Raw genomic sequence first — 20,211 nt, 5'->3', positions numbered from 1 at the left:
TTAAAATCACGTATACTATAAATAAAAAGGAGCACATGCTATGATAAAAATTGTGATGATGGTTGGAAGTTTACGTAAAGGTTCTTACAATATGATGTTGGGAAAACATATACAAAACGATATGCAGATCAGATGGAAATTGAAATACTAGATATCGATGTTCCAAACTATAATGGTGATTTGATAATCCAACGGATACACCTGAAAGGTAAAGGTTATGAATCAAAATTCATGATGCGGATGCAGTGTTTATGATTACGCCAGAATATAATCATGGATTATCAGGTGTATTAAAAATGCTATTGATTGGGCAAGCCGTACGCAACCAGGACTTAAGAATAAAGCGGGTTTAATTGCTTCTTGTTCGATGGGACAAACGGCTGGGGCACGAGGTTATCTAAACCTCTATACAGTGCTTGATACAATGCCTATGTGGCTTCTACCTGGCAATGATATCTTGATTGGTGCTGTACATACAAAATTTGATGAATCCGGGATGTTAATTGATGAAGGGACTGTAACCTTTATCGATGGGGTCATGAATCAATTTATAGAATATTACAATCAAGTCAAGCAATAACAGTCAAGTGGTATTTTGTGGTCATTGCAATCGTAATTTTTAAATGATACGATTATTTTCGAGGTGTCTATGAAACCAATTAAAGTATTATTTGCCCACGGTGGAACGCTTGAAAAAGCGGGTACTGAAGCATATATGATGAGTGTATTTCGAAATATTGATCCAAAAAAAGTTCATATTGATTTTCTTGTTTTTGGATGCAAGGAAGGTTATTACGATAAGGAAGTCATTACGCATGGGGGTAAAATTTTTAGAATTCCATTAACCCCCCATGATTTTTTTGGGAAACATCCTTCACGTAAAACAATTCTAAAAATGTTAGAAAAAGAGCAATATGATATTATTCACAGTCATATGAACGCACTGAATCCACTCATATTCCAAGCTGCTCGTAAGATTGGAATTCCCTATATGATTTCACATTCCCATGGGAGTCGTCATTTTGTTGACAATGTTCTATTAATCAAATATAAGGATCAATTGATGAAGAAGATTCCTGATTATGCGGATGTGCTTTTAGCGTGTTCAAAAGAAGCAGGCGATTTTCTCTACCCTAATTTAGAATATACAATTATGAATAACGGAATTGATCTTGAACAATACGAGTATAATGAAACGAAACGAAAACGATTACGTAAAGCATTGAATTTGGATGACCAATTGGTATTTGGTCATATCGGTCGTTTTAACTTCCAAAAAAATCATAAATTTCTGATTGAAGTGTTTAATGAAGTCGTGAAAACAAAACCCAATGCAATCTTAGCACTAGCAGGCGAAGGGGAGTTGTTTGACGATGTGAAATTGCAAGTGAAAAATTTTGGAATTGAAGATCATGTTAAGTTCCTTGGATTAAGGGATGATATTCCGGATGTTTTACAAGTTCTCGATGTCTTTTTGCTCCCTTCCGTTTTTGAAGGGTTGCCATATGTGCTGGTAGAGGCTCAAGCGGCAGGACTCTTATGCTTTGCATCCGATACAATTGATCGTCAAAGTGCTCTCACAGATCATTTTCATTTTCTACCCATAGATAATCCCCATGAGTGGGCTGATTATATTGTGGGACATCTAGACTATGAGCGTCGAAGTACTCGGGAACAATTAATTGAAAAAGGGTTTGACGAGCGGATAAATGTTCAAAAACTGGAAGATATCTATGAAAATTTAGTTAAATAATTAGAGCGTGAGTTACGCTCTTTTTTTCGCATTTGCAATCTTGAAAAGATACGCGATAGAATAGTAAACAGTGGAAGGTCGTGAATTATGAAAAAATCAGAGGTATATTGGAAATTGTTTAAATCATCGTTTCACTTAAGTGCATTTACGTTTGGGGGTGGTTATGTTATCATCCCATTAATGCGAACGAAATTTGTGGAAGAATTAGGCTGGATTGATGAGGATGAAATGATGGATTTGATGGCACTTGCGCAATCCTCTCCAGGATCTTTAGCGGTGAATGCATCCATTTTAGTTGGATATAAAGTTGATGGGGTTATGGGCGCGATATTTTCCATTCTCGGCACCATTTTACCACCTTTATTTCTCCTCACAATAATTTCTCAATTTTATGCGGAGTTTAAATCCAATGTGTTTGTGAATGCAGCACTTCATGGGATGCAAGCGGGCGTTGCGGCAGTGATTGTGGATGTGGTTATGACGATGGCACGGCAGGTATTTAATCTTAAACGAACCTTACCAATCGTGATAATGGTTACGTCATTTATTGCTGCATATTTCCTTAAGATTAATGTCCTTTATATTATCCTTGCGGCAGGGATTGTTGGGGCATTGTCTCGAGGTGGAAAGATAGAGGAGTCACAATGATTCTTTGGGAACTTTTTATTTCTTTTATGCAAATTGGTTTGGTAAGTTTTGGCGGTGGTTATGCAGCGCTTGCACCCATTCAAAGTCAAGTGGTCGTCGGTCATGGTTGGCTTACGATGACCGAGTTTACGGATTTAATTACAATATCGCAAATGACCCCTGGACCCATTGCGTTGAATGCAGCTACGTTTGTTGGATTAAGGGTAGCAGGGATTCCAGGTGCCGTTGCGGCCACCTTAGGTAATGTTTTTCCTTCAATTGTAATTGTCCTTCTTCTTGCGACAATCTATTACAAGTTTAGTGATATCACCATCATTCAAAATGTTTTGGATGGACTAAGACCTACCGTGGTGGCTTTAATTGCTTCAGCGGGGCTTACAATCCTTATTACTGCGTTTTTTGGTGAAGGTCTCCGCGATATAAGTCATTTTGATGTTTCAAACGGTATTCTATTTGTATTCGCAACCCTTGGTTTACGAAAATTTAAGTTAGATCCTACGAAGATTATTGTTTTGACGGGACTTTTGGGAATTGGTGTTATGGTCCTTGAAAAACTTTGATGCAACAAAATGTGTCTTTACGATTCGGTGAAGCTACTTTAGAATGTGAGTTAGAGGAGGCTTTATGAAACTTAATGATAATTTAAAACGATTACGAGAAAAACGATCGCTTACACAAGATACGGTTGCGAAGGCCTTAAACGTTTCACGCCAAGCTGTCTCAAATTGGGAACAAGGGAAACGTTACCCCGATGCGAATATGCTGCTTCAAATTGCGAAGTATTATGGTGTGCGTGTGGATGACTTATTGAAGTCTGAGACCGAAGATAATCACGTGTTGATGATCAATAAAGAACGCTTTGAAGAAGTGTTGGTTATCGGAGCACAAATAATAATGATGCTCGCTGTATTTTTTCTAGACGATTTTACGGGGTTGATTTTTATTTATATGGGTTGCATTTTTGTGGCTGCCTTTACCAAAGAAGTCTGTGAATCAATCGAATATGGTATGAATTTTCTCAAAAATAAAAAATGATTGGATTTCAATCATTTTTTTTATTTTTAATACAAAATTGCACGGTTTTTATGAATGGCTGCGTAATTTGGGACGAAGGCTTTGATATCTTGCCATTTCAATAAAAAGTTTCCCTAAAAGTGCAACCGTTTATACATAAAAAGTCGTTATAAATGTCCTACAACACCCAATAAAATTGATTACAATATGCTTAGCGTGAGTCCGTGAACTCACAAAAATATTAAAAGTAAAGGAAGGGGGATTGTAGCGGTTTAAGTATTGGATGTTCGTATATTTTTATTAATACTATGAGGAGAAAAAAATGGACAAAAGAAATGAACATAGAATCCTAAAATGCTTAACCATATTTGTACTATCGATTGGACTGGTATTCAGTCATGCGCGTCCAATTTATAGTGATACTCAACCGGTCATTGATTTTATAAATACTACGGGTGAGTCTGAAGTCATTTCCATGACAGAGTCAAAAGAATATAAAGCGACAGTAATGTTTGAGGGGAAAACGCCTGAGGAACTTAAAGTTTTGGCTGAGAATGCGTCTTGGACTTTGACGCGGGATGAAGGGGGTCAAAATGAGGAGGATTTCCCTTATCAGTATTTGGGTGGACCTTTGAATGAATGGACTGTCTTTAAAACTAATTTTACCACTGCAGGCGATACTCTATTTAAAGATATAAAAACGGAAGTCATTCCTGGAGGATTGCAGTTAACGTTTAAGAATGTGCTGATGTTTGGTGTGAATGGAATTGATGGTCGTGATCGCGCCTTAATCCGTAATGCACTTCTTGATTACACAGGGACCTATGATTTAAAACTGGTGGAAGGGGAACAGGTATTGGCAACAACGCCCGTGTCCTTTAAACCTTATAATAGCTACACACTTTATAATGAAATCGATCAACGTCTTGCAGATCTTGCAGCACTCGCATTATCCAAGGGAATTCATGCGGAAGTTCGCGAATTGGGACGTACGGCAATGGGAAGACCGATGAATGCAATCTTTATTGCGGATACGGCTGAGACGCTGTCGAATCACCTTGCGTTAAATGAACGCGCAGAGGCGGATCCACAATCTGTGATTCAAGATATTGAATCGGGATCAATTGATTATAAAGTTCCAATTCTCTACAATAACATTCACTCCGATGAAAATCCGGGAATTGATGCGATTATGGAATTTTTATCCGTGATGATCGAGAATGCTGATGGAAGTGTTGAATACCGTCGTATTAGTGGATTAACGTCTGAAGGAAAAGCACAAGTCGAGGCAGAAAAAGCAAGCAGAGGTATTAAGTGGTCTGAACTCATTGCAAATGATGTCACCGGAGTGGGTTATATCCGGAATGGCGTTCAAAGTGAAGAACATCCTAACAGTACCGATGCAGCTGCAAATTTAAGTGAAGAACAACTTGCGAAATTTTATGAAATGGAGCAAGTAGACTTAAACATTAAAACGATGCTCGAGGATGTGTTCTTTATCGTTGTGCCTGCAGAAAATGCGGATGCAGCCGCAACAAATGTTCGAACAAATGGTAATGGGTTCGATTTAAATCGTGATAACACTTACCAAACACAACCAGAAACACAAGCCATGGCGCGTCTTATTTCAACGTGGAATCCTGTGAACCTTTATGAAATTCATGGTTTCTATAATCAATTCCAAATTGAACCTTGCTCACCAACCCATGAGCCAAACGTGGAGTATGATTTGTTTATTGAGAATGCACTCGCACAAGGGGAAGAGTTTGGGGGTGTTGCGATTACAAATAATAAATCAATTAACAGTTTCCAAATGCCGATGCGTGATTATTTAAAAGCAAGCGATAAAGGTGGCTATGAATGGGAACCGTTTGACGATATGTCTTCAAGTTATACACCCCAATATTCGATGCTTCACGGTGTCGTTGCTTATACCGTTGAAGTTCCATATGGAAATGAGGATGCGACGCAAGCAGTTAAGTATGCACTACTCAACAATGGACGTTATGTGGGAATGCATAAAAAAGCATTTTATACCAACCAATTGAAAGGTTGGGACCGAGGTCATAAGAATATTGATGCCGATGAAATTCGCCCATACTACGTAAATCAACAAGATGAAAAAGGTGCAGAAGCAGATATCTTCCGTGCCCGTTATGAAGAAAATAATAACTTCTTCCCTGAGTATTATGTTATTCCAATGGAACCGGCAATGCAAAAAAACTTACACGCAGCATCCGAGATGATGGAATATCTTTTACGTAATGATGTTAAGGTAAAAGTGTTAGGAAATGAGATAGACGTTAAGGGCATCACGAATCCTAAAGGAACCATGATTGTTGATTTGCATCAGGCAAAACGAAATATGGCCAATGCAGCACTCTACAACAACATCGTTATTAAAAATTGGACCGACCTCTATTCAGAACCGCTCACCGCATTCTCAGAGCTACGTGGCTTTGATATGGATGTGATCACCCAAGTTGGTGCCTTCGAAAGCGCAGAATTTACATGGCTTGATGCAGCACCTGAAACCACAACGCATGTTGATGGTAAGGGTGAAATTGTGATTGTTTCCAATAACAGTGTCGCTTCAATCCAAGCCATAAATGCATTACTTAAATCTGAAGAAGCAGTTGGGTTTATAACCGATGGCGATTATCGTGGAGACTTTGTAATGTCTGAAGCAACCTTTGATTTGATTGAAGACGATTATATTCTTCAAGCAACGCGAACCAATACAATGCCTAAGGCACAAGTTATCACAAAATCCGCACTGCTTTATGTGCCGGGTGCTGCACCAACATTCTCGGTGAAAAAAGACACGGGTGAGCCTTACGGTCATACAAATTATACAAATCGACTCAATACAAACCTCAACTGGGATTATTATGTTTGGGGACAAGAACTTGGATTTGATTTAACCCAGGATCTTGACGTAGCAGATATTGTGATTGGGAACCGTCCATTACGAGAGGATGAACGGAATGCCGTAAATGCTGGAAAATCCTATATTGGATATGGTGGATACGCGTTGGATTCACTTGAAAAAATGGGGCTCGAAATTGAAGCGAATTATGATATGAGCTTTGATGCCCTCACAACGGTTACGTATCCTGAATCCAGTTATATAACATTAAAATATGCTCAAGAAAATGATTATATTATGTACGGGCACGGTGGAAACAGTATCGTGAAAGCACCTGAAGGATCAACAGTACTTATTAAAACGACTGATGATGAACCCATTGAAGGTTTTATGTCACAAGATCATATTGACACTTATAAAAATTCAATTCAGGCCATCGAGCTTAAAAATGATACACATGATCTTCTAATCTTCGCAAACTCGATTACAAACAAAGCACATCAAAAAGATGATTATCGCTATGTGACCAATGGAATTTTCACCAAATACTTAGGTGATACGATGGATATTGAGGTTAAACAGCCGGAACCAGAACCAGAACCAAAACCGGGTCCCAAAGTAACTTTAAAACTTACAGGATTACCTGATAAAGTTCGGGTTGGCGATGTTTTCGTATTAACACCAAGCAACGATGACCAAGAAAAAGGCGAAGGATGGGTATACGATGAAGTATTCTTCTCTGCAACCTTCAACAGTCCTGCAACCTTTACTGCACTCAAAGCAGGAACAACAACCATCACCTATACGAATAAAAAAGGTGAAAAAACAGAGCTTCCCATTACTATCTTAGAAAAAGAAGCAGAGAAACCAGGTGGTAAATTACCAGGAACAGGTGTTACGCCAACTCAAACTGCACTTTATGTGGGAATTGGAGTTGTCCTCATAGGAGGCATCTTCTACTGGTTCTCAAAGAAGAAAAAATAAAGAAAAAACGAACATGTGGATTCATGTTCGTTTTTCTTTATTAAATATTTTTTGCGGCAGCAATTGCTGCTTCGTAATTGGGTTCTTGTGCCATTTCGGGAACAATCTCAGAATAAACAAGCATGCCCTTGCGATCAATCACAAATATAGATCGTGCCAGCACTTCAAATTCCGGAATCCAAATACCATAAGCATCGGCAAATGCATGATCCTCATCACGCAACATCTCACTATCAATGCCATTCGTTGCACACCAAGAAGCAAATTCTTCCTTGGTATTATTTGAAATATTCACAATCGTTACATCGTCAAGTTCGCTCGCAACTTGGAAGAAATGACGCGTCTGTAAATCACAGATACGCGTGTTGATGTCTGGGAAGACACTCAGCAATACAACGTTTCCGGCGAGTGTATCCGTTCCTACATAAACGTCCTCTAAATTTTTAAGTTTAAATGTCGGTGCTTTTTCTCCAACAACAGGTTGAGATCCTGCTAAAGCGGTTGGAACACCTTTTTTTGTTATTTCCATATTAATCACGCTCCTTATACCTATTATAGAATTAAAGGAGGATGGTTGCATCTTGTATGCTTTAAGTCGTGTCAATGGCCCGGATTTATGCTATTCTTAAAGGAAGAAAAGGTGATGGATATGAAGAAAATACCTGTAATAAAAAACGAACAATTAACACTGGAAGTAATGGACCTCACATTTGAAGGATTTGGTGTGGTTAAAAAAGAAGGATTTCCAATTTTTGTGGAAAATTCAATTCCAGGGGAAATCATTACTCTAAGGGTCACGAAGGTGACCAAACGCTATGCTTACGGACGTATATTAAGCATTGAAAATCCATCACCCAAACGTGTAGAGTTGGTTGATAAAGTCGGAACACGCATTGGAACCATGCCCCTTCAACACATGGCATATGACCTTCAATGTGAGTTTAAAAAAAATCAAGTTAAGGCAACCTTAGGTCGTGTAATTAATCTTGATGGTGTTCCGGTTCTACCAACACTTGGAATGAAAAATCCATGGCACTACCGTAATAAAGCAACCATACCGGTCCAATCCGTTAACGGTGTCATAGAGACAGGATTCTTTAAGCGTGGAACTCATGATCTTATTTCAATCGAAGATTACTATATTCAAGAAGAAGCTTTGGACAAAGCAATCTTAGTGATTCGGGATTTACTTCGTCAATATAAAATTACAGCCTATGATGAAACAAATCACACCGGATTAATTCGAAATATTATGGTGCGTCAAGGCCATTACACGCAAGAATTAATGGTGGTTTTGGTAACAAATGGTTCAAAACTTCCTTTCGAAAAAGAAATTGTGAATGCCATTGTGGAAGCTTTACCCAAAACGGTCAGTATCGTTCAAAATATTAATCCAAAACAAACAAATGTTATTTTGGGAAGAGAACAGAACGTTCTTTATGGAGAAGATATTTATCAGGATCAACTTTTAGGAAAAACATTTAAGATTTCTTCGAAGTCCTTTTTCCAAATCAACACAAAACAAACGGAACTTCTTTATCAACAAGCCATTGAAATGGCAGAAGTTACAAACGATGATGTTGTCGTAGATGCTTATTGTGGAATTGGATCGATTACCTTAAACCTTGCCGATAAAGCGAAGTTTGTTTATGGTGTTGAGATTGTCGAAGATGCAATTACTATGGCGAAAGAAAACGCGAAACTCAATCACATTGAGAATGTGCAGTTTGAGGCGGGTGAAGCTGAAAAAATTATGCCTGCATGGGTTAAGCAAGGCATTGAAATTGATGTGTTGGTGGTGGATCCCCCACGTAAGGGGCTTGATCCTGTATTTATTGAAGCCGCATTGACATCACATCCGCGTCGTATTGTTTACGTAAGTTGCAATCCGATTTCACTTGCGAAAGACTTAAGAATGTTTATCGACGGTGGTTATCGATTGGAAAAAGTCCAACCGGTCGATATGTTCCCTCAAACCACACATGTGGAGTGCATTGCGTTACTACAAAGGGAAATTTCGTAGAAATCCTGAGATTCAAGCTATTTCATGACTATTTTGCCTTCGAAGAAGATGAGCATAATTTTAAGAAAAAAGTGCTAAAAAAGTATTTTAATGTTTCAGTGGTGGGTGACCTAGTTAGTGGAGACACAAGAAAATAAGGACAATAGTGAGAATCAGCAAGGATAAAAAACTTGCTGATTTTTGCATTTATACTTTCAGACTTGTCAAAAGGACAAGTCAAGAATGGCGATTTTGATAATTCAAGAATGGTAAAAAAGAAAAGTCTAGACTTATCAAAATGACAATCTAACTATATAGAGATTAGTTAGATTGATAGAGTTATATTGATTTTAGTGAAGAAGATAAAAATGAACCTGGATTTTAAAATTGGAAATACGCTGAAACGGTGATTTACAGTATTAGGTTATAAAATAATGGAATTACAATATTATCAATGCTAATAGCAAAGATAAATGGCTTAAAGTCAATTAAAATGATAAAATTAATTTATATAAGAGCAAACTAGGAGGTGTTTATATGGCATTAAGTTATAGACCCTTATGGGTAGCAATGGCTAAAAAAGGACTTAATAAAACAGAAGTTATTGAGATAGCTGATATTTCAACTAATGTTATGGCGAAGATGGGAAAAAATCGGGCAATCCATTTAAAGAACCTTGAAAAGGTCTGTGTTGCCCTTGATTTAACACCTAATGAAGTTATTGAATTTGTAGATGATAAAGATAATAAATAGAATTTTATAGGACATGGAGGAGTTAAAAGTAGATGAACAAACAAGAGTTGGCTAATAAAATATGGGAATCAGCTAATAAAATGCGTTCCAAAATAGAAGCAAATGAATATAAGGATTATATCCTAGGTTTTATATTTTATAAATTTTTATCGGATAAAGAAGTTAGATTTATGGAAAGTCAGGATATGGCTAAAGAAGATATGAAAGAATATTTAAATGAAGAAGATGTTGAAACAGTAGAATGGGTCCAATCTAAAATAGGATATTTCATATCATATGACAATCTTTTTTCCACTTGGCTAGAAATGGGGAAAGATTTTGATGTATCAAATGTAAGGGACGGACTTTCAGCCTTTAACCGTCTTATAGATAAAAACTATAAGGAACTTTTTGAGGGAATTTTTGACACACTAGAAACAGGGTTATCAAACCTTGGAACAACATCAGGACAGCAAACAAAGGCTATAAGGGACTTAATTCAACTTATAAAAGATATTCCTATCGATGGCAACCAGGACTATGATGTTCTAGGATATATTTATGAATTTCTTATTGGAAACTTTGCAGCAAATGCTGGGAAGAAGGCAGGAGAGTTTTACACTCCTCATGAAGTATCACTTCTTATGAGTGAGATTGTAGTAGAACATTTAAAAGATAGAGAATCAATCCAAATATATGACAGTACAAGTGGTAGTGGAAGTTTACTTATAAATATTGGTAAATCAGTAGCTAAATATATGGATGATAAGGATAATATTAAATACTATGCTCAAGAACTTAAACAGAATACATATAACCTAACAAGAATGAATTTGATTATGCGAGGAATATTGCCATCAAATATTGTCACAAGAAATGGAGATACTCTTGAAGATGATTGGCCTTATTTTGATGAAAATGATCCAGTAGCTACATATGATCCACTATATGTAGATGCTGTTGTATCAAATCCACCATACTCCCAGCGTTGGAACCCTGAAGATAAGGAAAATGATGCCAGATATTCAAGATTTGGACTTGCACCTAGGACAAAGGCAGACTATGCATTTTTACTTCATGATCTTTATCACATAAAGCCTGATGGGATTATGACTATTGTACTTCCACATGGTGGGCTTTTTAGAGGTGGGGAAGAAGGAACGATAAGAAAAAATTTAATTGAAAATAATCATATAGATACTATTATTGGACTACCTGCAAATATATTTTTTGGTACAGGCATACCAACAATAATTATGGTTTTAAAGCAGAAAAGAGAAACCACAGATCTACTTATAATAGATGCTTCTAAAGGTTTTGTAAAAGAAGGAAAAAATAATAAGTTACGAGCTTCAGATATAAGAAGAATTGTAGACACTGTAAAATATAGGCGAGATATAGAAAAATATTCTAGAAAAGTATCAAGAGAAGAAATAAGGAAAAATGATTATAACCTTAACATCCCAAGATATGTAGATTCATCAGAAACACCTGAAACTTATGATATATATGCTTCAATGTTTGGGGGAATTCCTAAAAATGAAATTGAAGAACTATCAGATTATTGGAAAGCCTTTCCTAATTTAAAAGAGGATCTATTTATAGAGGAAAGTTCAGAACATTTTCAGCTTAAATCTGAAGTTGTAAATAATACAATAAAAAATCACCCAGATATAAAAACCTTTAAAGAAAATTACAGAAATTCTTTTGATGGTTTTAAAGAAATTATGGAAAATAAACTTATAAAAGATATGGAAAAACTTAATATTTCTAGAGAAACAACTCTCTTAACAGAAGAAATATTTAAAAGAATGGAAGATATTCCCCTTATAGATGAATATGAGGCATACCAAATTCTTGACGACGAATGGATAAAAATATCACAAGACCTTGAAATGATTAAGACAGAAGGTAAATCTATAATCACTCAAGTTGATCCAAATATGGTATCAAGAAAGAAAAAAGGTAAAGATGTGGAAGTTCAAGAAGGTTGGACTGGAAGGATTATTCCATTTGAGCTTGTCCAAGATACAATTTTGAGTGAAGAAACAAAAGTATTGAAGGAAAAAGAAGAAAGACTTAATGAGCTTATAAGCCAGCAAGAGGAGATATTTGATTCATTTTCAGAAGAAGATAAAGAGGACCTAGGGGAAGCTTTGAACAATGACAATACAGCCTTCCTTGCTGGAGGACTTAATAAACTTTCAAAGGAATATCTAAAAGAAGGAAACTTAGACTCCTTTGATGAAGAAAGTATAGAATACAAGGTTATTCTTACAAAGGAGCTTTCTCAAGAAGAAAAATCCCTTAAAAAAGATATAAAAGAAGCTGAAAGTAAACTTCACGCCTTAACAAAAGAAGCTATTGATAAATTAAGTGAAAGTGAAGCAGAAGAACTTCTTAAAATAAAATGGGTAAAACCTGTTGTAGAAGGTATATCAGAACTTCCTAGATCAGTTTTAGAAAAACTATCTAATAAAATACAGGCTATAGCTGATAAGTATGATACTACTTTTGCAGATATAGAAGAAGATATTAAAAAAACTGAAAAAGAACTTATAGGATTTATAGATCAGCTTACTGGATCAGATTTGGATATTAAGGGATTAGAGGAATTAAAAAATTTGCTGGGAGGTAAGTAAGATGGAAGAGAATAAGAATAAACCAGCAATTAGGTTTAAAGGATTTAATGAAGCTTGGGAACAGCGTAGGTTGGGAGAAGTGGCAGACATTGTTGGTGGTGGAACACCAAGTACGTTAAATCCTGACTATTGGGATGGCAAAATAGATTGGTATTCTCCTGCCGAAATTAATAATCAAATATACGTGAATTCAAGTGAAAGAAAGATTACAGATCAGGGGTTTAAAAATAGTTCAACAAAGATTTTGCCTGTAGGAACCGTTTTATTTACTTCACGTGCAGGGATAGGAAAAACTGCCATTTTAGCCAAAGAAGGATGTACTAATCAAGGCTTTCAGTCTATTGTTCCACATAAAAATGAACTTGATTCCTATTTTATTTTTTCTCGAACTGAAGAGTTAAAAAGGTATGGTGAAACAGTAGGTGCAGGCTCTACATTTGTTGAGGTATCTGGAAAGCAAATGGCAAATATGAGGTTGATGATGCCTGAAATAATTGAAGAACAAGAAAAAATTGGTACCTTCTTTTCTAACCTAGACAAGCTTATCACCCTTCATCAGCGTAAGTGTTTTTCTATAAAAAATGATAAAAATTATATTTTAAAGAATGAGAGGAGGCAGAAAATTGATTTTTAAGACAGAAATAGACTTTGAAGAAGCATTAATATCTGCACTTAAAAGAAAGGGATGGGAGGAGGAAGTTTTAAAATATCCTACTGAAGAGGATTTAATAGATAACTGGGCAAATATTTTATTTGAAAATAATAGAGGAATAGATAGGCTTAACGATGCTCCTCTTACTAAAACTGAAATGGAGCAAATTTTAGAACAGGTTATATCACTTAGAACACCTTTAAAACTTAATTCTTTTATAAATGGAAGGACTGTTGCTATAACTAGGGACAATCCAGATGATAAACTTCATTATGGTAAGGAAGTAAGCCTTAAAATTTATGATAGGCATGAGATTGCTGCAGGTCAGAGTAGATATCAGATAGCCCAGCAGCCAATTTTTAACAGCAAATCCCCTATCTTAAATAGTAGGCGGGGAGATTTCATGCTACTTATAAATGGTATGCCTGTTATTCATGTAGAACTTACAAAATCGGGAATACCTGTTAGTCAAGCCTATAATCAAATTGAAAAATATGCTTATGAAGGAATATTTACAGGAATCTACTCTTTAGTTCAAATATTTGTAGCAATGAATCCTGATGAGACAGTATACTTTGCTAATCCTGGTCCTGATGGAAAATTTAATAAGGACTTTTATTTTCATTGGGCAGATTTTAATAATGAGATATTAAATGACTGGAAGGATATAGCTGCAAGACTTTTATCAATTCCTATGGCCCATCAGCTTATAGGTTTTTATACTGTAGCAGATGATTCAGATGGTATCCTAAAGGTTATGAGAAGTTATCAGTACTATGCAGCAAATGCAATATCAGATAAAGTTTCAAAGATAAATTGGGATGAAAAAAATCAACGTGGTGGCTATATTTGGCATACTACAGTTAGTGGTAAAACTATGACAAGTTTCAAGTCAGCCCAACTTATAGCTAATTCTAAAGATGCAGATAAGGTTATATTTCTTATGGATAGGGTTGAGCTTGGTACCCAATCTCTTTATGAATATAGGGCTTTTGCAGATGATACAGATGATGTTCAGGCAACAGAAGATACAAAAACCTTGATAAACAAACTTAAAAGTGATGATCCTTCTAATACTCTTATAGTTACATCTATTCAAAAGATGTCTAGAATAGAAGAGGATGAAGATGGTCTTAACTTACATGATATAGAGGAAATGAATAGTAAAAGGATTGTTTTTATTATTGATGAGGCACATAGAAGCACTTTTGGAGATATGCTTATTACAATAAAAAAGACTTTTCCCGATGCAATATTTTTTGGTTTTACAGGAACACCTATATATGATAAAAATAAAAAGAAAAACTCTACAACAGCAACGGTTTTTGGTGATGAACTACACAGATATACTATTGCAGATGGAATAAGAGATAAAAACGTATTGGGATTTGATCCATACAAGATTACAACCTATAAAGATAGAGATTTAAGAAAAGCAGTGGCTCTTGAAAAGTCAAAAGCAGATAGCGAAGAAGAGGCCTTTAAAGATGAAGAAAAGAAAGCTATATATTTAAAATATATGATAGATATACCTATGGCAGGATATAAAGATGAAGCTGGGAAATATGTAAGAGGAATAGAAGATGAGATTAAATCTATCCAGTATGATAGAGATGAACATAGGAAGATGGTAGTTAGAGATATATTTGAAAATTGGGTTACTTTAAGTCACAATGGAAAATTTCATGGAATTTTTGCTACAAGCTCAATACCTGAAGCTATTAAGTATTATAGATTAATAAAAAAAGAAAGACCTGATCTTAAAGTTACAGCTCTTTTTGATTCTAGTATTGATAATAATGGTAATGGAAAAGGCGAGGGGGCTTTATTTAAAGAAGATGGTCTTGTAGAGATTATGTCAGATTATAATAAGAGATATGGACAAGATTTTAATCTTTCTACTCATGATAAATTTAAAAAGGATATATCTTCTAGACTTTCACATAAAACCTTATGAACGTATTGAAAATGAAAAGGATAAAGAATTGATATTTTGATTGTTGTAGATCAGATGCTTACAGGTTTTGACTCTAAGTGGGTAAATACCTTGTATCTGGATAAGGGTCTTAAATATGAGAATATTATTCAGGCATTTTCTAGAACAAATAGATTGTTTGGACCAGATAAACCCTTTGGTGTAATAAGATATTATCGTTATCCTAATACGATGGAGAAAATATAGAGGAGGCAGTTAAGTATTATTCAGGTGATAGGGAGGTTGATTTATTTGTAGAACATCTACCTTTTAATCTTAGTAAGATGAATGAATTGACAAGGGATATTGAATATCTTTTTGATAGAGCAGGAATACCTAATTTTGAAAAATTGCCAGAAGATTTATCGGAAAGAGGGCAGTTTGCAAAACTTTTCTCAGAATTTAATAAATATCTTGAAGCTGGAAAAGTCCAGGGATTTACTTGGGACAAAAAGTTCTATAGTTTTGAAGATGGTGAAGAAATTAATATTAAAATGGATGAATACATTTATCTTACATTGGCTCAGAGATATAAGGAATTATCAGAGTTTGTTGAAACTGGTGATTCTGATGGAGATTTACCCTTTGATATAGATGGGTATCTTACAGAGATAGATACTGGAAAGATAGATACAAACTATATGAATTCAAGATTTGAAAAGTATTTAAGGGATTTAAGACAAGAAAATATAGATCCAGAGGAAATCCAAAAGACTCTTAATGAACTTCATAAATCATTTGCTAGTTTATCTCAGGAAGAACAAAAGTTTGCAAATATTTTTTTACATGATGTAGAGAGAGGGGAAGCAGACCTTGTAGAAGGTAAATCTTTTAGAGATTATATTACAGAATATCAGTTATCTGCTAAGAATAAGCAAGTTATAGATCTGCATAATGCTATTGGACTAGATATGGAACTTCTTGAAAATAAAAGTGGTAAAAAACTTCCAATGTTTATGGTAAATAGGGATATTTCAAAACTCCTGAGAGAATTTATTTTAACTGGTGGCTTTGATATTTATGAGGAAGAATAGCACATGAAGTGTTAGAAGAATAATTTGGAGCTTATGTTATGATGGTTAAAACAGTAAAACAGAAGAATAAAATGATTTATATTAAATCTTGCGAAAAAGAGTCAGAAATATACTGACTCTTTTTCATGAGAAAAACTGACGCTGATGAAGGGTGATAAGGTTGTCTAGTTTGCTAAAAAAGGTACCAATCTGCTTTTGTTCTGATAAAGACTTAGGCATTAGATATTGTAATTCACTAATAGCAGACCAATTAACATAAATCTGAGTATTCCCTTGAGATGCATTGATAACTTTAGAGCGAATATTTGTTGCGTTCAAATAATGATATAAAAATACTGGTATATATTCATCCTTATTTACCTCAATTCTTGGAGTTCGCTGATTGTAAACATAAGCATCATCAGCGTCTATAAGCAGTACACGTCCAATAATATTTCCTGAAGTTGTCTTATCATTAAGTATCATTGTTAAATCATCTTTGTTTAAAATACGATTTGATGTTTTTTTTGTTTCATTGGCTCTAATTCCTTGGTCTGTGTATATGCTATCTTCAGAATATGAGACTATGCTAATAACTTTATATTTACCACCCGCTACAAATTCTGATTCAATAGAAGTTCCTCCTGTTGCTTTTCCAACCTCCCCCAACTTACGCTGTTCCCAAGATACAGTTATTATATTTCTATTTAGTTTCAAATTCTAATAATTATATTCTTGTACAGGGGAATACCTATATAAAAGATGCTTTAATTTTAATTCCATCATCATCGTAAGCTAATCTTTTGTTAAGGGGGATAAAATTATGGCTAAAGAGGATAAAAATAAGGAATTGTTCTGCGATTATTATGAAAGATGGATTGATGTATACAAGAATGGAGCAGTAAGAGAAGTTACAATGAATAAATATCGTATGACACATAGATGGATAACAAGACTTGTACCAAAACTTACACTTGAAGAACTTGATAGAATTGAATATCAAAAACTTTTAAATGAATATGCCAAGACTCATGAAAGACAGACAACAATGGATTTTCATCATCAAATGAAAGGTGCAATTCTTGATGCAGTTGATGAAGGACTGATTGACAGAGATCCGACAAGGAAAGCAATTATTAAAGGGAAAACTCCGGGAGCAAAAAAAATCAAGTATTTAAATCAGTTTCAGCTCCAGACTTTACTTTCTAATCTTGAACTTAAAGAGGAAGTTAATTGGGATTACTTTATTTTATTGGCTGCAAAAACTGGAATGAGATTTTCAGAAGCACTTGCTCTTACTCCAGATGACTTTAATTTTAGACAACAGTCTGTGTCTATTTCTAAAACATGGGATTACAAAGGTAAAGGTGGTTTTCTTCCAACAAAAAATCGCTCATCAGAACGCAAGGTTCAAATTGATTGGCAGACTGTAATTCAGTTTTCTGAACTTATAAAAGGTTTACCTGAAGACAAGCCGATATTTATAAAAGAAAATAAAAAAATATATAATTCGACTATTAATGATAAACTTGCAAGACTCTGTAAAAAAAGTAATGTTCCTATTATATCTATTCATGGATTAAGGCATACCCATGCTTCTTTACTTTTGTTTGCAGGGGTTTCCACAGCAAGTGTAGCAAGGAGGCTTGGACATTCCAGTATAAATACAACTCAGAAAACATATCTGCATATTATACAGGAATTAGAAAATAAAGACGTTGACTTAGTAATGCGAACACTTGCAGGACTATCATAAAAATAAAAAATAAGTTGGCTTACGTTGATGAATAAAAGATGGTTTTAAAACCATCTTTTATTAGGAGATAAGTTAATTGGCATAGACTTAAAATATAAAATTTAATAGAACACCGTAATTAAAAAGTGTTTCAACAGTTGGTTTATTTCAAAATATCCTTCAACTATTTTTTTAATAAAAGGAGTTTAATTTTTTAATGCAAAAAAATGAAAGGAGAAGCAAGAAATGAAAAAAGGAAAATCAAGTTTTCACTTGATGGAGGAAAAATCTCTCTAGTTATTACTTTTTTATTTATAAGAGGGTATTAGGGGTGTCCCCTAAATTATTCCGATAGGAAGAGTAGAAAATTGATGAAGCGAACCTAAAAGGGTACACTTCATCAATTTTCTCGTAAGTGTGTCTACACTTACTGTGCTTGCTCATATACTAATAGTATAGGAACAGCTTTAAGCTTGTTTCTAAAAATGAACATAATCATCGATGGTATAATGAAAGTACTAGGGATGTAATGGGATTGTTTTATGTGCTTGCTGGGTTCCTATAAAGGATAACTCTTTTAGTAGACTCCACCCTCATTCTATCACCTATCATCTTTTCGGGTGCTTAGGTTCATTTACTGATTACCTGGATAAATCGTGAGCCTGGTGTGGTTTTAGAATAATAGGGCATCCTAAATAGAAAGAGGTAATAACTATGTCAAACAAATTAGTTGCTGGAATTGATATCAGCAAAGCTTTTAGTGATATATGTATTTTATCACCAAGAAATGAAATTATTGTCCATACTAAAATCAATAATGATTATGAGGGTATGAAATCTATTGATTTAACTTTTAAAAAGTTAGAAACAGATTATAATACTCAGCTAGTAGTTATTATGGAGGCTACAGCTCATTATCATCAATTATTGGCTAATTTTTTTCGCAAGCTTGATTATAAAATTATTGTTATTAATCCAATCCAAAGTAATGCTATAAAAATATTAACATCAGAAAAGTAAAGTCAGATAAAACCGATGCATATAATATTGCACTACTCTATAGGCTTAAAAATTATAGTGAAACCGAGACCCATGCAGATATAATTATTAGTATCAAAAAACTTTGTCGCCAACATAAAGAGTTGACTGATGAAATAGTTGAGCATATCAACCGTTTAATAGGTTTTCTAGATACATCCTTCCCTGATTTCAGAAAGGTTTTCACTGATCTACAAGGAAAGACAGCCTTAACTATTCTTGCAGAATATCCAACAGTAACAGCTATTTTAGATCCTGAGTTAGATAAGGCAAAGATAATCAATCAAATCAAAACTATCTCCCATAAAAGCGAATCTTATGCTATTAAGAAATATGACAAGCTTTATCAAGCTGCTAGAAACTCAAGTGAAATTTGCATTTCTAACCTTAGTACATCTATTCTTATACAAACTACAATAGCTGTTATTTTTAGCTTAAAAGAAGCTTTAAGGGCTATTGACGATGAGATAAGCAGACTATCAATTGTAGACGAGCAATTCCAAATCAATGTAAAGCTCCTGCAAACAATTCCTGGCATAGGAGAATATACAGCCTGTGTTTTATTATCAGAAATGGGGAACATTGAAAACTTCTCTAAACCTAAACAGCTGGTAGCTTTTTTCGGACTGGATCCAGGTGTATCGCAAAGTGGAAGCTGTAACAGAAAAAACAATAAGATTTCAAAAAGAGGCTCCCCTTATGTTCGTACAATTCTTCATATGTTAGCTAAGGCCAATGTATATTCAAATCATAACAGAAAATATCCAAACCCTGTTATGCGAGATTATTTTGAAAAGAAAATTGTAGATAAACCCTATAAAGTTGTTATGTGTGCTGTAATGAGAAAGATAGTACAAATTATTTTTGCAGTTCTTAGAGATCAAAAAACATTTGAATTAAGAACACCAGATGACCATCAAAAGATGATTCGTCTAAATAACAAACAAGCAGCTTAGTTTTCAAAATTACACATATATTCAGTGGATCTTTTTGTTGTGCCTATTTTTAAAATAACATTTGTTTTTAAAAAAATGGAATTGTTTTTAAAAATTCTCTTGACTTTCTTAGTTGGTCTATTAAAGTTATTTTAAAATATCAATATTAAACAAGGTGATTGACTTAAGAATAATTTTTCTTAAGTTAGTCGCTTTTTT

Annotated in this window: 13 protein-coding genes and 3 pseudogenes; 14 read left to right on the top strand and 2 right to left on the bottom strand. The window is 34.6% G+C overall.

The features are described 5' to 3' along the window. Positions 1-251: 251 nt before the first annotated feature. The 6 genes and pseudogenes from EEI45_RS09770 to EEI45_RS08435 all read left to right on the top strand — a co-directional run bounded on the left by EEI45_RS09770 (position 252) and on the right by EEI45_RS08435 (position 7,268). Positions 252-580: pseudogene (locus tag EEI45_RS09770) on the top strand (NADPH-dependent FMN reductase). 69 nt (positions 581-649) lie between these two features. Further along, a complete protein-coding gene (locus EEI45_RS08455; protein ID WP_125164884.1) occupies positions 650-1,753 on the top strand; it encodes a glycosyltransferase family 1 protein in 1,104 nt (367 codons plus the stop codon). Positions 1,754-1,840: 87 nt separating this feature from the next. Continuing rightward, on the top strand, positions 1,841-2,401 hold the full coding sequence (locus tag EEI45_RS08450) for a chromate transporter (protein WP_125164883.1): 561 nt from the start codon (positions 1,841-1,843) through the stop codon (positions 2,399-2,401). Then, the gene (locus EEI45_RS08445; protein ID WP_125164882.1) at positions 2,398-2,961 is read left to right on the top strand and encodes a chromate transporter; all 564 of its coding nucleotides are present in this window, start codon (positions 2,398-2,400) and stop codon (positions 2,959-2,961) included. Before EEI45_RS08450 ends, EEI45_RS08445 begins: the two co-directional genes overlap by 4 nt. A 64-nt stretch (positions 2,962-3,025) precedes the next feature. Next, positions 3,026-3,436, top strand: a complete 411-nt coding sequence (locus EEI45_RS08440) for a helix-turn-helix domain-containing protein (RefSeq protein WP_125164881.1) — start codon at positions 3,026-3,028, stop codon at positions 3,434-3,436. A gap of 301 nt (positions 3,437-3,737) precedes the next feature. Beyond that, a complete protein-coding gene (locus EEI45_RS08435; protein WP_125164880.1) occupies positions 3,738-7,268 on the top strand; it encodes an LPXTG cell wall anchor domain-containing protein in 3,531 nt (1,176 codons plus the stop codon). 40 nt (positions 7,269-7,308) lie between these two features. Here the strand turns inward: EEI45_RS08435 and tpx are convergent, their stop codons facing one another. Continuing rightward, positions 7,309-7,797, bottom strand: a complete 489-nt coding sequence (tpx, locus tag EEI45_RS08430; RefSeq protein WP_125164879.1) for a thiol peroxidase — start codon at positions 7,795-7,797, stop codon at positions 7,309-7,311. 120 nt (positions 7,798-7,917) lie between these two features. On the opposite strand from tpx, the gene rlmD reads away from it, so the two are divergent. The 6 genes and pseudogenes from rlmD to EEI45_RS09765 all read left to right on the top strand — a co-directional run bounded on the left by rlmD (position 7,918) and on the right by EEI45_RS09765 (position 16,305). After that, positions 7,918-9,291 (top strand): 23S rRNA (uracil(1939)-C(5))-methyltransferase RlmD, encoded by a 1,374-nt coding sequence (gene rlmD, locus EEI45_RS08425; protein ID WP_228410362.1) that lies wholly within the window; start codon positions 7,918-7,920, stop codon positions 9,289-9,291. A gap of 516 nt (positions 9,292-9,807) precedes the next feature. Next, positions 9,808-10,023, top strand: a complete 216-nt coding sequence (locus EEI45_RS08420; protein WP_125164878.1) for a helix-turn-helix domain-containing protein — start codon at positions 9,808-9,810, stop codon at positions 10,021-10,023. A gap of 32 nt (positions 10,024-10,055) precedes the next feature. Further along, a complete protein-coding gene (locus EEI45_RS08415; protein WP_125164877.1) occupies positions 10,056-12,644 on the top strand; it encodes a type I restriction-modification system subunit M in 2,589 nt (862 codons plus the stop codon). A 1-nt stretch (position 12,645) separates the two neighbouring features. After that, positions 12,646-13,278, top strand: coding sequence for a restriction endonuclease subunit S (locus EEI45_RS08410; protein WP_125164876.1), 633 nt, complete (start codon positions 12,646-12,648; stop codon positions 13,276-13,278). Continuing rightward, positions 13,250-15,478: pseudogene (locus EEI45_RS08405) on the top strand (type I restriction endonuclease subunit R). The gene EEI45_RS08410 and the pseudogene EEI45_RS08405 overlap by 29 nt, the downstream one beginning before the upstream one ends. After that, the gene (locus EEI45_RS09765) at positions 15,475-16,305 is read left to right on the top strand and encodes a type I restriction endonuclease subunit R, EcoR124 family (protein WP_228410603.1); all 831 of its coding nucleotides are present in this window, start codon (positions 15,475-15,477) and stop codon (positions 16,303-16,305) included. The pseudogene EEI45_RS08405 and the gene EEI45_RS09765 overlap by 4 nt, the downstream one beginning before the upstream one ends. Before the next feature lie 123 nt (positions 16,306-16,428). Here EEI45_RS09765 and EEI45_RS08400 read toward each other — a convergent pair whose 3' ends face one another. After that, on the bottom strand, positions 16,429-17,001 hold the full coding sequence (locus EEI45_RS08400; RefSeq protein ID WP_125164875.1) for a restriction endonuclease subunit S: 573 nt from the start codon (positions 16,999-17,001) through the stop codon (positions 16,429-16,431). Between the two features lie 106 nt (positions 17,002-17,107). On the opposite strand from EEI45_RS08400, the gene EEI45_RS08395 reads away from it, so the two are divergent. Together EEI45_RS08395 and EEI45_RS08390 are read left to right on the top strand one after the other, a co-directional pair. Next, a complete protein-coding gene (locus EEI45_RS08395) occupies positions 17,108-18,040 on the top strand; it encodes a site-specific integrase (protein WP_125164874.1) in 933 nt (310 codons plus the stop codon). A 693-nt stretch (positions 18,041-18,733) separates the two neighbouring features. Continuing rightward, positions 18,734-20,013 (top strand): annotated as a pseudogene (locus EEI45_RS08390) (IS110 family RNA-guided transposase). Positions 20,014-20,211 lie beyond the last annotated feature (198 nt).

The organism is Erysipelothrix piscisicarius (genome assembly GCF_003931795.1).
Taxonomy (GTDB): domain Bacteria; phylum Bacillota_I; class Bacilli_A; order Erysipelotrichales; family Erysipelotrichaceae; genus Erysipelothrix; species Erysipelothrix piscisicarius.
Note: the sequence above shows the minus strand (reverse complement) of the source record. Positions and strands in the feature narration are given on the sequence as shown.

Coding starts and splice junctions, on each gene's coding strand:
- EEI45_RS08455 (WP_125164884.1), top strand. CDS start 650: ATGAAACCAATTAAAGTATTATTTGCCCACGGTGGAACGCTTGAAAAA.
- EEI45_RS08450 (WP_125164883.1), top strand. CDS start 1,841: ATGAAAAAATCAGAGGTATATTGGAAATTGTTTAAATCATCGTTTCAC.
- EEI45_RS08445 (WP_125164882.1), top strand. CDS start 2,398: ATGATTCTTTGGGAACTTTTTATTTCTTTTATGCAAATTGGTTTGGTA.
- EEI45_RS08440 (WP_125164881.1), top strand. CDS start 3,026: ATGAAACTTAATGATAATTTAAAACGATTACGAGAAAAACGATCGCTT.
- EEI45_RS08435 (WP_125164880.1), top strand. CDS start 3,738: ATGGACAAAAGAAATGAACATAGAATCCTAAAATGCTTAACCATATTT.
- tpx (WP_125164879.1), bottom strand. CDS start 7,797: ATGGAAATAACAAAAAAAGGTGTTCCAACCGCTTTAGCAGGATCTCAA.
- rlmD (WP_228410362.1), top strand. CDS start 7,918: ATGAAGAAAATACCTGTAATAAAAAACGAACAATTAACACTGGAAGTA.
- EEI45_RS08420 (WP_125164878.1), top strand. CDS start 9,808: ATGGCATTAAGTTATAGACCCTTATGGGTAGCAATGGCTAAAAAAGGA.
- EEI45_RS08415 (WP_125164877.1), top strand. CDS start 10,056: ATGAACAAACAAGAGTTGGCTAATAAAATATGGGAATCAGCTAATAAA.
- EEI45_RS08410 (WP_125164876.1), top strand. CDS start 12,646: ATGGAAGAGAATAAGAATAAACCAGCAATTAGGTTTAAAGGATTTAAT.
- EEI45_RS08395 (WP_125164874.1), top strand. CDS start 17,108: ATGGCTAAAGAGGATAAAAATAAGGAATTGTTCTGCGATTATTATGAA.